Here is an 11,321-nt window from a genome sequence, read left to right as displayed (position 1 = left end):
CCGACATCGGCGGGGTGGCGCTCGGCCGTCCGCGTGTTCGCTGTCGGCGAGTGCCGCGGGTGCATCCGGCCGCCGGTGGTGCCGTAATCTGGGCAGGTAGGCAATCGAAAGGCTCATCCTGTGGAAATCCGTATCGGTATCACCAACAGCCCCCGCGAAATCAGCTTCGAGACGACGCAGTCCGCGTCTGACGTGCAGGATGTCATCGCCCAGGCTCTCGAAGCCGGCAAGGCATTCTTCTCCCTGACCGACAGCAAGGGCAAGGTCTACCTCGTCCCCACCGTCAACCTCGGCTACGTCGAGATCGGTTCGGAAGAGTCCCGCCGCATCGGCTTCGTCGGCTAGTCAGCATGGAACTCCTCTTCGTCGTGCTCGGCGGCCTCATCATCGGCCTCATCGCTCGATACGCCCTGCCCCGGCGCAGCACCCACGGTGAAGCGCTGATCCCGGCAGTTGCGGCAATCGTCGCCGCCGTCGTCTGGGTGGCCCTCACCTGGGCCGGCTGGCCGTGGGATGGCGGATGGATCTGGGCGGTGTCGCTTGTCGCCTCCGGCATCGTCGCGGTCGCCGTCGACGTCCTGGTCGGCCGTCGCCGCGAAGAGGGCGACCGTCGCATGCTCGTCGAACTCGGCGGATAGCGCCGCACAGAAACACCAGCGATCGGCCCGCCAGCGCTCAGCGCGGCGGGCCGATCGTCGTCTCTCGCTTAGCCGTGAATGCCACCTAGCGACCGCCAGCATCGTCGCGGCACACACATGAACTGGTCTACGCGATCAGTCCCTCAGCGGTCAGGCCCTCAGCGGTCAGGCTCGACACGGTCAGACCCTAAGCGGTCAGGCCCAGGGCATCCATTCGGCGCGTGTGGGTGGCGATGAGCTCGGTGAAGACGGGCTCGACGCGAGCTTCTTCAGTGGCCGAGCCGGGGTTGATGCGCAGGGCGTGGTGCGCCAGCAGGAGTGTGTCGCCCACGAGGCGCCGGCCCCACATGGCGAGGAAATCGGCACGCTTCGGGTCGACATCGATCGCGTCGGTGAGCAGGGCGACGAGGCCGTTGGCCCCTGAATCGCTGCCCAGCAGACTGGCGATGCGCGGCCCGACATCGGACGGCAGCCCGTCGGTCAGACCGATATAGAGGTCGTCGAGAAAACCCTGCGTGATGTACACCGACAGCAGCGCCTCGTTCTTGGTCGCGCCGGCGGTGGACACGAGGAACTCGTCGACGGCGGGCGCGAACGGCGCCATGGCCTCGTCGGCCTTCTTCTCGCGGCGCACGATCTCCGACACGATGCCCTCGTGTTTGGCGAGCGCGAACCCGGCCGCCTGGGCGATGATCTGCTTGGCACCCAGATCGGATGTCGTCACGCTCAGCTCGCTCAGCACCTGGAAGAACCCGAGCTGCACGTAGGCGGCCTGACCGAGGTAGCTGTCCACGTCGGGCGTGAGGTCGGAGAAGTCGACTTTCTCGAAGCCCGTCGGACGACGGCGAGCGGACGAGCGTGACTGCTCTATCACTCCGCGACGACGCCGTACCCAGGAAACCACGGGTCCAGCTTAGATGCTCCGCTAGGGTGAGAGTGTCCCGGCGACGGATCGGGACCCTACGCCCGAAGTGACTGTGACAGGCGTAGACCTACACATTGATGACTGACAGGCGAATAATCGTGACTTTTTCCGATCTCGGCGTCGACCAAGACTTGGTCGATGCTCTTGCATCCAAGGGCATTCTCGAGCCCTTCCCCATCCAGGAACAGACCATCCCCCTCGGGCTGGCCGGCCAAGACATCATCGGCCAGGCCAAAACGGGAACGGGTAAGACCTTCGGTTTCGGTCTTCCGCTGATCCAGCGCCTCGGGCTCGACCCGGCTCCGGGGGTCCAGGCGCTCATCGTGGTGCCGACCCGTGAACTCGCCGTCCAGGTGACCGAGGACATCGAGCTCGCGGCGTCCAACCGCAAGACCGCCATCGTCTCCATCTACGGCGGCAAGGCCTACGAAGGCCAGATCGAGCAGCTGCGGGCCGGCGCCCAGATCGTCGTCGGAACCCCCGGCCGCCTCATCGACCTCAACAACCAGCGCCTGCTCGACCTGAGCAACGTGCGCGAGATGGTGCTCGACGAGGCCGACAAGATGCTCGACCTGGGCTTCCTCGCGGATATCGAGAAGCTCTTCTCGAAGACGCCCGAGAGCCGCCACACCATGCTCTTCTCGGCCACCATGCCGGGCCCGATCGTCGCCCTGGCGCGCCGCTTCATGACGAAGCCCATCCACATCCGCGCGAGCGATCCCGACGAGGGGCTCACGCAGGCCAACATCAAGCACCTCATCTACCGCGCCCACTCGCTCGACAAGGACGAGGTCATCGCGCGCATCCTGCAGGCAGAGGGCCGCGGCAAGACCGTCGTATTCACGCGCACCAAGCGCGCCGCGGCGAAACTCGTCGAAGAGCTCAACGATCGGGGCTTCAACGCCGCGGCCGTGCACGGCGACCTCAACCAGGAGCAGCGTGAGCGGGCCATGGCGGCGTTCAAGGCGGGCAAGCGAGACATCCTCATTGCTACGGATGTCGCGGCGCGCGGTATCGACGTCGACGACGTGACCCACGTGATCAACCACACCATCCCCGAAGACGAGAAGACCTACCTGCACCGCGTGGGCCGCACGGGCCGCGCCGGCAAGACGGGTATCGCCGTCACGTTCGTCGACTGGGACGACCTGCACAAGTGGGCGCTCATCAACCGCGCTCTCGAGTTCGGCCAGCCCGAGCCCACCGAGACCTACTCGTCGTCGCCGCACCTCTTCAGCGACCTCGACATCCCGGCCGGCACCAAGGGTCGCCTGAAGCCCGCCGCCGAGGTGGCACGTCCCCCGCGTTCGGCCACGGCCTCTGGGCAGTCGGGCTCTGGCCAGTCGGGCTCCGGTCGCGGCGGTTCCGAGCGTTCCGGTTCCGATCGTTCGCGCGGTGGCGACTCCGCTCGCGGCGAGGGCGGCTCGAGCCGTCCGCCGCGCACGCGCAACCGCCGTCGGGGCGAGGGCACGGGCAGCGAGTCCGAGCAGACGACGTCGGGTGCCACGGCATCCAACACGGCGGATGTCGCACCCATCGACGCGGCGGGCTCGACCTCGTCCGACCAGGCCCCCGTTGCCGCCGGCACGCACGACGGTCAGGGCACCGAGCACCACGACGGCAACAGCGCTCCGCGCCGCCGCAACCGCTCGCGTCGCCGCGGCCCCAAGCCCGAATAACCCCGGTTCGGTCGGCGCGCTGTGCGCCGACCACAGCCTGAGAAGCGCTCGACGTCCAGCCGGATGCTGGGCGCTTCTCGCATATCGAGTCGACGTGCCGGGGCCGCCCAGCAGGCCGCACGGCTCTTGGCACAGCCAACCCACACCGAGCACGAAGTACCTCGCCCCTCGATCCGACGAGGGTGAGCGAAGAACAGGCTGGGCCCGGCCGGCAACCGGGCCGACTGCGTTGCGCGCAAAATCCGGCCGCCCGGCTCCGCACGCGCGGAGTCTTCGCCGTGACCGCCGCTGCGGCGCTACGGCCGAACGGGCTCCCAGCCCGTCGCCTCGTCGGCGATGGCCTGAACGACCTCGGGGGCCGTCGTGTTCTCGCCGAGACGGTTGGGCTTGCCCGAACCGTGATAGTCGCTCGACCCCGTTATGCGCAGGCCATACGTCTCGGCCAGCTCGTGCAGTCGAACGCGGCCGTCGGGCGTGTTCTCGCGGTGATCGATCTCGAGCCCGAACAGCCCGGCCTCGGCGAGCGCCGCGATGTACTCCTCGTCGAGCACGTTGTCTCGGCCGCGCGTGGCGGGGTGGGCGATGACGGGGATGCCGCCGGCCGCACGCACGAGCCGCACGCCGTCGAGCGTGTCTGGGGCGTAATGCGGCAGGTAGTACCCCGTGGCCGGGTGCAGGATACCGGCGAAGGCTTCGCTGCGCGTGGGCACGAACCCGCGGGCCACGAGCGCGTCGGCGATGTGGGGCCGGCCGATCGTCGTTCCCGGGGTGGTCTGCTCGACGACATCCGCCCACGTGAGGTCGTAGTCGGCCGACAGCTTCTGCACGATCGTCTCGGCGCGTGTGAGCCGGGACTGCCTGATGCGCGCGGTCTCTTCGACGAGGTCGCCGTTGGTGGGGTCGAAGAGGTAGGCGAGCAGGTGCACGCTCCGCCATCCGTGCCGCGTGCTGAGTTCCATGCCCGGGATGAGCGTGATGCCGTTGTCGACGGCGGCCTCGGATGCTTCGTGCCACCCCGCCGTGGAGTCGTGGTCGGTGAGCGCCACCGTGCCGAGACCGGCCTCGCGGGCGGCACGGACGAGCTGGCTGGGCGTCTCGGTGCCGTCGGAGACCCGCGAGTGGGTGTGCAGATCGGCGGGTGCGGGGAAACCGGCCTCTGCAGTCATCCCCCCAGTCTATTGCGCCGTGCGCGGAGGTTTCTCAGGAGCGGCTGGTTAGGGTGATGCCGATGTTCAAGTTCCTGGGTGCGCTCGTCACCATCGCTGTCGCCGTCGGCCTGCTCGTGCTCGCGTGGCCACAGTTCTTCGGGTTCCAGGGCGCGTTCCCGGTCGCTCAGGCCGTGGCCTTGCGCGGGGGGCTCGTGCTTGCGGGGGTCGTCGCGCTCATCGTGTGCCTGCTTCTCGCGCTCGCCCGGCCGCTTCGTGCCTTCGCGGGCACCCTGGCCGTGCTCTTCGCGCTGTTCAGCGTCTCCAACGTGGCCATCATCGGCGTGCGCGGCATCACGGGCACCGAGGCGCCCCCGGCATCCGACGCGTCCGCCAGCGATGCCTATGCCGATGCCGATGGCGACGCCGCGACCGGTCAAGACATCACCGTGCTCTCGTGGAACACCCTGGGCGACGCGCCGGGTTCCGACAAGATCGCCCGACTCGCCATCGACTCGCGCGCCAACGTCATCGTGTTGCCCGAGACCACCGAAGCGACGGGGGTCGAGGTCGCGCTGCAGATGCGCGCCGCCGGTCTGCCCATGTGGGTCAAGACCGTGGCGTTCGACCAGATCTCTCCCGCCCGCTCGACCACCCTGTTGATCAGCCCCAGCCTCGGCGACTACGACACGGTCACGAGCAACGAGAACCGCGCCGAGAACACGGCCGTGCTTCCCACCGTCATCGCCACGCCCTCGGATGGCGTCGGCCCCACGATCGTCGCCGCCCACGCCGTCTCCCCCTCTCAACCCCAAATGCAGAACTGGCGAGCCGATCTGCGGTGGCTCGCCCGGCAGTGCTCGAGCGACGACGTCATCATGGCGGGCGACTTCAACGCCACGATCGACCACATGGCCGGGCTCGGCACGGGCGACGGCACCACCCTCGGCCAGTGCACGGATGCCGCGTCCCGAGCGGGTGCCGCCGGGCTCGGAACGTGGCCGACCGACGTCCCGGCCCTCCTCGGGTCGCCCATCGACCACGTCATGGCGGGATCCAAGTGGACGGTCACCGGGATGCGCGTCGTGACCGACCTCGACGACTCGGGCAGCGACCACCGACCCGTCATCGCGACGCTCTCCCCCACCCCCTGAGTCCGCTCCTCGGGCATCCCTCATATTCGAAGGCCCGGGTGGTGGGAGAATGGACGGATGAGCCATTCGACTGACACCGCGCACGCCGACTCCGTGCACACCGAGACCGCAGAGCAGCCCGTGCGCGCCGAGCAGGGCATCGAGCAGACCCAGCAGACCCAGCAGACCCAGCAGACCACCGAGCCTGCCCCGGGCGCCGAGCCCGTCGAGCAGCCCGAGGGCACCGAGAATCGCTCAACGACACCGTCGTCGAACCAGTTCCAGCAGTTCATCGGCTCGAAGTGGGCCGAGCGCGTCGACGAGCTTCCCGCGCCCCGCGAGCAGGCGCCCTTCGCCGCACGCCGTCGCGACACGCTCTCGGCCGCATTTCCCGGTCAACGACTCGTCGTGCCCGCAGGCTCCCCCAAGCAGCGCTCGAACGACACCGACTATCCCTTCCGCGCACACACCGTCTTCACCTACCTGACCGGATGGGGCAGCGACAGCGAGCCCGACGCCGTGCTCGTGTTCGAGCCAGCGGGCGACACCCACGAGGTCACGCTCTACTTCCGCGAGCGCGCCGACCGCACGAGCCCCGAGTTCTACGCCAACTCGGCCATCGGTGAATTCTGGATCGGTGCGCGGCCCTCCCTCGCCCAGGTCGCCGCCGATCTCGGCATCGAGACGGCGCACCTCGACGAGTTCCAGGCAACGGCCATCGACCGCACGGTCGAGGAGGACGCCGAGCTCACGCAGTTCGCCTCGGAGATGCGCCTCGTCAAGGACGCGTACGAGATCGAGCAGATGCGACAGGCCGTCGACGCCACCCAGCGCGGTTTCGACGACGTCATCGCCGACTTCGGCCGCATCACGCAGCACGAACGCGGCGAACGCCTGGTCGAGGGGGTCTTCTACACCCGGGCCCGCGCCGACGGCAATGCCGTGGGCTACGACACGATCGCGGCATCCGGGCCCCACGCCTGCATTCTGCACTGGACGCGCAACGACGGCCCCGTCACGCCCGGCGACCTCATGCTGCTCGACGCGGGCGTCGAACTCGACAGCCTCTACACGGCCGACATCACGCGCACCCTGCCGGCCAACGGCACCTTCACCGATGTGCAGCGTCTCGTCTATGAGGCCGTGCGCGAGGCAGCGGATGCCGCGTTCCACATCGTGAAGCCCGGCATCACGTTCCGCGACGTGCACGCCGAGGCCATGCGGGTCATCGCGCAGAAGACGGCCGAGTGGGGCTTCCTGCCCGTCAGCGCCGAAGAGTCGATGCAACCCGACAACCAGTATCACCGCCGCTACATGGTGCACGGCACCAGCCACCACCTCGGCATCGACGTGCACGACTGCGCGCAGGCCCGCCGCGAGATGTACCACGACGGCATCGTGAAAGAGGGCATGGTGTTCACGATCGAACCCGGCCTCTACTTCCAGCCCGACGACCTGACCGTGGCGCCCGAGTTCCGCGGCATCGGCGTGCGCATCGAGGACGACATCCTGGTGACCGCCGACGGCGCCGAGAACCTGTCGGCCGGCATCCCTCGCACTGCCGACGACGTCGAGGCGTGGATCGCGCGCCTCAACGCCTAGCGCGCACACCGAAGCGGGCTCTGACACGCGAGAGGCCGACATCCAGCACGGATGTCGGCCTCTCGGCGTTGTGCGCAGCGCAGGCTAGAAGGGCCCCTGGCCCCCCTGCCGGTCGCCAGACCCCTCGGGCTGGCTCAAAATGTTGCGCGCGCGGTTCGCCAACTCGGGCGCCACGATCACGGTGTAGCTCGTGGCGAGCACCTGCATGACCGACGTGAAGTCGCGGCGACGACGGTTGAGCGAATACGTGACGATGGTGAACATCATGCCGAAGGCCGCACCGATGAGGATGGCCGCGCCGACGAACGCGAGGCTCGACGCCGGGTTGACGATCACGAGCAGCAGGCCGAAGAAGAGACCCAGCCAAGCGCCGCTCAGCGCGCCGCCACCGGCCGCGCGGCCGTAGCTCAGCTTGCCCGTGACGCGTTCGACGCTCTTCAAGCCGTCGCCCACGATCGACAGCTGCTTGACGGGGAAGTCGGCGCCCGCGAGGCGGTCGACCGCCTGCTGCGCGGCCTCGTAGGTCTCAAAGCTCGCCACGGTCTCGCCGCGGGGAATCTGCCCGTCGAATCCGGCCCGACCGCCGGCACGTCCTGGTTGTTGTGTGCTCACCCCCTCATCTTCTCAGACCCGTCTGTGCGAGGCATCCGGCTTCGGGCGGGGCGACTAGATTAGAGGGGTGAGTACCACGAGGATTTTCGTCGCCCGCCTGGCCGGGTGCATCGTGTTCGACCCCGCGGGCGACCGCGTGGGCAAGGTTCGCGACGTCCTGGTGGTCTACCGAAAAAACGACCCGCCCCGTGTGGTCGGCCTGCTCGTCGAGATTCCGGGCAAGCGACGTGTGTTCGTGTCCATCGGGCGCGTGACCTCCATTGCATCCGGTCAGATCATCACGACGGGCCTCATCAACGTGCGTCGTTTCGAACAGCGGGGCGGCGAGGTGCGCGTGATCGCCGAGCTGCTCGGCCGCAAGGTGCTCTTCACCGACAAGCCCGGCGAGGCGACCATCGAGGACGTCGCCATCGAAGAATCGGCGCCCGGCGAGTGGGCCGTGAGCCAGTACTTCGTGCGCCAGCCGAAAGCATCCTCGTCGCCGTTCGCCAAGGGTGCCACCTCGTTCGTCACGTGGCGCGAGATCCGCGAGAAGCCGCAGGGCGGCGAGGCCCAGTCGGCCGAGCAGCTCATCGCCACCTACAGCGACCTGAAGCCCGCCGACCTCGCGAACACCCTGCTCGACCTGCCGCGCGAGCGCATGATCGAGGTGGCCGAAGAATTGTCCGACGACCGGCTCGCCGATGCGCTCGAAGAGATGCCCGAAAAAGACCAGGTGCAGATCCTGGGGCAGCTCGACGACGATCGCGCCGCCGACGTGCTCGACCACATGCAGCCCGATGACGCGGCCGACCTCATCGCCCAACTTCCCGAAGAGCGCGGCGAGCACCTGCTCGAGCTCATGGAGCCCGAAGAAGCCGAAGACGTGCGCATGCTTTTGAGCTTCGCGCCCGACACCGCCGGCGGTCTCATGACCACAGAGCCCATCATCCTGTCGGCCGATTCGACCGTGGCCGAGGCCCTCGCCATGATCCGCCGCGCCGACCTCGCCCCCGCGCTCGGTGCGGCCGTGTGCATCACGCTGCCGCCCTATGAGCCGCCGACCGGCCGCTTCCTCGGCATGGTGCACTTCCAACGCATGCTGCGTTACCCGCCGCACGAGCGCCTCGGGTCGATCATGGACCAGAGCCTCGACCCGGCGACACCCGAGACCTCGGCCGCCGAAGTGTCCCGCATCCTGGCGAGCTACGACCTCGTGTCGGTGCCCGTGGTCGACGAGAAACACCGCCTCGTCGGGGTGGTGACGATCGACGACGTGCTCGACTATTTGCTGCCGAACGACTGGCGTTCCCACGCCGACGACGATGGCCGCGCCCGCCGCACCCCCGCCGTGAGGAGGAACCTCCGTGGCTAAGATCCGTCGCACCGACAACAGCCGCCTCGACGCACCCAAGGGCCTGCGCCCCTCGGTGCTGCCCGCCCGCAACCGCGAATCGCGCGACCGCTTCGGCCGCGCCACCGAATGGGTCGCGCGCGCCATGGGCACGCCGTGGTTCCTGCTCATCCTCACGTTCTTCTGCCTCGTGTGGATCGGCTACAACACGTGGGGCCCCGAGAACTTCCGCTTCGACTCGGCGGCGCTCGGCTTCACGGCGCTGACCCTCATCCTGTCGCTGCAGGCGTCCTACGCCGCGCCCCTCATCCTGCTTGCGCAGAACCGTCAAGACGACCGCGACCGCGTGCAGATCGAGCAGGACCGCCAGCGCGCCGAGCGCAACCTCGCCGACACCGAATACCTGGCGCGCGAGGTCGTGGCACTTCGCCTGGCGATGAAAGACATGGCCTCGAAGGAGTTCATCCGGCAAGAGCTGCGCTCGCTTCTCGAAGAGCTCGAGAAGGACCGGCCCGAACCCGAGCAGACGGGAACCGCCGGCGATGGCGGGCGCTGACCCTAGCTCCGACCGGCCCGACGACGCGCTGCAGGACTCCCCCGTTGCGGCGCTCATCCGCCGGGCGCTCGACGGCGTCATCGACCCCGAGATCCGCAAACCCATCACCGAGCTCGACATGGTGGGAGACATCCGCGTGGGTGAGACGGGCGAGGCCGATGTCGCGATCAAGCTGACGATCGTCGGATGCCCCGCAGCTACGGCCATCGAACGTGACGTGACCGCGGCCGTCGCCGGCGTGCCCGGAGTCACCGATGCCCGCATCGCCGTCGGCGTCATGACCCCCGCCGAACGACGCGCCCTGACCGAGAAGTTGCGCGGAGACGGCGCCCGCCGCGAGATGCCCTTCGGCCCCGGCACCCTCACGCGCGTCATCGCCGTGACGAGCGGCAAGGGCGGCGTGGGCAAATCGACGCTCACGGCCAACCTCGCGGCCGAGCTCGCCCTCCGTGGTCTGCGCGTCGGCGTGGTCGACGCCGATGTGCACGGTTTCAGCATCCCCGGCGTGCTCGGTCTCGTCGACGCCGCCGGCCGGGCTCCTCGCCCCACGCGCGTCGACGACATGATCCTGCCGCCCGTCGCCCACGGTGTGAAGGTCATCTCGATCGGCATGTTCGTCGACGACACCCAGGCGGCCGTCGCGTGGCGCGGGCCCATGCTGCACCGCACCATCGGCCAGTTCCTCACCGACGTCTACTTCGGCGACCTCGACGTGCTGCTGCTCGACCTGCCGCCCGGCACGGGTGATGTGGCCATCTCGATCGGGCAGCTGCTGCCCAACGCCGAGGTGCTCGTCGTGACCACCCCGCAACCGGCCGCCGCGGATGTCGCGGAGCGAAGTGGCGTGGTCGCGCGCCAGACCGGCCAGCGCGTGGTCGGCGTCATCGAGAACATGTCTGGCCTCGCGCAGCCGGACGGCAGCGTGCTGCATCTCTTCGGCGAGGGCGGCGGCGCCCAGGTGGCCGAGCGCCTCGGCGCGTCGGTCGGCTCCCCCGTGCCGCTCCTGGCGCAAGTTCCCCTCAGCGTCGCTCTCCGCGAGGGTGGGGATGCCGGAGCCCCCGTCGTTCTCAGCGACCCGTCCGACCCCGCAAGCGTCGCCATCCGCGCTGCGGCGGACCAGCTACTCGCGGTCGGTCGTGGCCTCGCCGGCCGCAAGCTCGGTTTCAGCACTCGGTAGACAACGCGTCACCATCGCACTCCGGGTGTGCCACTCGTGAAAAAGCGTCGACAGGAGCGCGCACGGGTAGCGGCCTAGGTAGCTTCGGTGTCGAAGGGCGGGGCTCCGACCGCCTCGCCGCGCTGCAAACGCCCCACGCGGTCGCTGGCGGCAGCCAGGGCCACAGCACGGGGTGCCGCGGAAGCATTCATGGCCGGAGAGGTAGCGGCGCCGGCACCCGGTGCACTCAGGCGGGGAGGCGGTGCCGGTGCGTCTTCTTCGAGAAGGGCCTCGCGGATGATTCGACGCGGGTCGTATTGCCGCGGGTCGAGCTTCTGCCAGTCGACGTCGTCGAACTCGGGACCCATCTCGTCGCGCATGCGATCTTTCGCCCCGCGTGCCATATCGCGCACCGTGCGCACGAGTTTGGCGAACTGTGCGGCGTAGTGCGGCAACCGCTCAGGGCCGAGGATGAAGACGGCAATGACCCCGATGATGAGGAGCTTTTCGAAAGTCAGGCCGAACACAACATCAGACTACCG

At 68.8% G+C, this 11,321-nt stretch carries 12 protein-coding genes; 8 read left to right on the top strand and 4 right to left on the bottom strand.

Annotation, left to right across the window (positions count from 1 at the left end; translation table 11 throughout):
* Nucleotides 1-120 precede the first annotated feature (120 nt).
* Both ACZ6IE_RS05340 and ACZ6IE_RS05335 read left to right on the top strand, forming a co-directional pair.
* Entirely contained in the window at nucleotides 121-345 is a 225-nt protein-coding gene (locus ACZ6IE_RS05340; protein WP_077053555.1) for a DUF3107 domain-containing protein, read from the top strand.
* Nucleotides 346-350: 5 nt separating this feature from the next.
* Nucleotides 351-638, top strand: a complete 288-nt coding sequence (locus tag ACZ6IE_RS05335) for a hypothetical protein (protein WP_464607093.1) — start codon at nucleotides 351-353, stop codon at nucleotides 636-638.
* A 187-nt stretch (nucleotides 639-825) separates the two neighbouring features.
* Here ACZ6IE_RS05335 and ACZ6IE_RS05330 read toward each other — a convergent pair whose 3' ends face one another.
* Nucleotides 826-1,542, bottom strand: a complete 717-nt coding sequence (locus ACZ6IE_RS05330; protein WP_464607092.1) for a ferritin-like fold-containing protein — start codon at nucleotides 1,540-1,542, stop codon at nucleotides 826-828.
* 116 nt (nucleotides 1,543-1,658) lie between these two features.
* On the opposite strand from ACZ6IE_RS05330, the gene ACZ6IE_RS05325 reads away from it, so the two are divergent.
* Nucleotides 1,659-3,242, top strand: a complete 1,584-nt coding sequence (locus ACZ6IE_RS05325) for a DEAD/DEAH box helicase (protein WP_464608587.1) — start codon at nucleotides 1,659-1,661, stop codon at nucleotides 3,240-3,242.
* Between the two features lie 296 nt (nucleotides 3,243-3,538).
* Here ACZ6IE_RS05325 and ACZ6IE_RS05320 read toward each other — a convergent pair whose 3' ends face one another.
* A complete protein-coding gene (locus tag ACZ6IE_RS05320; protein ID WP_464607091.1) occupies nucleotides 3,539-4,408 on the bottom strand; it encodes a PHP domain-containing protein in 870 nt (289 codons plus the stop codon).
* Between the two features lie 62 nt (nucleotides 4,409-4,470).
* Here ACZ6IE_RS05320 and ACZ6IE_RS05315 point away from each other — a divergent pair, with 62 nt between their 5' ends.
* Together ACZ6IE_RS05315 and ACZ6IE_RS05310 are read left to right on the top strand one after the other, a co-directional pair.
* Complete coding sequence (locus ACZ6IE_RS05315; protein ID WP_464607090.1) at nucleotides 4,471-5,541, top strand: endonuclease/exonuclease/phosphatase family protein; 1,071 nt, start codon at nucleotides 4,471-4,473, stop codon at nucleotides 5,539-5,541.
* 57 nt (nucleotides 5,542-5,598) lie between these two features.
* Nucleotides 5,599-7,122, top strand: coding sequence for an aminopeptidase P family protein (locus tag ACZ6IE_RS05310; protein WP_464607089.1), 1,524 nt, complete (start codon nucleotides 5,599-5,601; stop codon nucleotides 7,120-7,122).
* Nucleotides 7,123-7,206: 84 nt separating this feature from the next.
* Here the strand turns inward: ACZ6IE_RS05310 and ACZ6IE_RS05305 are convergent, their stop codons facing one another.
* Nucleotides 7,207-7,734 carry a YflT domain-containing protein gene (locus ACZ6IE_RS05305; RefSeq protein WP_464607088.1) on the bottom strand — a complete coding sequence of 176 codons (528 nt, stop codon included), beginning with the start codon at nucleotides 7,732-7,734 and terminating at the stop codon, nucleotides 7,207-7,209.
* Between the two features lie 67 nt (nucleotides 7,735-7,801).
* On the opposite strand from ACZ6IE_RS05305, the gene ACZ6IE_RS05300 reads away from it, so the two are divergent.
* The 3 genes from ACZ6IE_RS05300 to ACZ6IE_RS05290 are packed head-to-tail and all read left to right on the top strand — an operon-like array spanning nucleotide 7,802 to nucleotide 10,800.
* The gene (locus ACZ6IE_RS05300; RefSeq protein ID WP_077053562.1) at nucleotides 7,802-9,088 is read left to right on the top strand and encodes a magnesium transporter MgtE N-terminal domain-containing protein; all 1,287 of its coding nucleotides are present in this window, start codon (nucleotides 7,802-7,804) and stop codon (nucleotides 9,086-9,088) included.
* 1 nt (nucleotide 9,089) lies between these two features.
* A complete protein-coding gene (locus tag ACZ6IE_RS05295; protein WP_464608586.1) occupies nucleotides 9,090-9,623 on the top strand; it encodes a DUF1003 domain-containing protein in 534 nt (177 codons plus the stop codon).
* Nucleotides 9,610-10,800: an Mrp/NBP35 family ATP-binding protein gene (locus ACZ6IE_RS05290; RefSeq protein WP_464607087.1), complete on the top strand. Its 1,191-nt coding sequence runs from the start codon at nucleotides 9,610-9,612 to the stop codon at nucleotides 10,798-10,800. Before ACZ6IE_RS05295 ends, ACZ6IE_RS05290 begins: the two co-directional genes overlap by 14 nt.
* A gap of 74 nt (nucleotides 10,801-10,874) precedes the next feature.
* On the opposite strand, the gene ACZ6IE_RS05285 is transcribed toward ACZ6IE_RS05290, so the two are convergent.
* Nucleotides 10,875-11,306: a twin-arginine translocase TatA/TatE family subunit gene (locus tag ACZ6IE_RS05285; RefSeq protein ID WP_464607086.1), complete on the bottom strand. Its 432-nt coding sequence runs from the start codon at nucleotides 11,304-11,306 to the stop codon at nucleotides 10,875-10,877.
* Nucleotides 11,307-11,321 lie beyond the last annotated feature (15 nt).

Source organism: Okibacterium sp. AC114, assembly GCF_979253355.1.
The sequence above is the reverse complement of the archived record's forward strand: the minus strand, read 5'-3'. Positions and strand labels throughout refer to the sequence as shown.

Coding starts and splice junctions, on each gene's coding strand:
- ACZ6IE_RS05335 (WP_464607093.1), top strand. CDS start 351: ATGGAACTCCTCTTCGTCGTGCTCGGCGGCCTCATCATCGGCCTCATC.
- ACZ6IE_RS05320 (WP_464607091.1), bottom strand. CDS start 4,408: ATGACTGCAGAGGCCGGTTTCCCCGCACCCGCCGATCTGCACACCCAC.
- ACZ6IE_RS05315 (WP_464607090.1), top strand. CDS start 4,471: ATGTTCAAGTTCCTGGGTGCGCTCGTCACCATCGCTGTCGCCGTCGGC.
- ACZ6IE_RS05310 (WP_464607089.1), top strand. CDS start 5,599: ATGAGCCATTCGACTGACACCGCGCACGCCGACTCCGTGCACACCGAG.
- ACZ6IE_RS05290 (WP_464607087.1), top strand. CDS start 9,610: ATGGCGGGCGCTGACCCTAGCTCCGACCGGCCCGACGACGCGCTGCAG.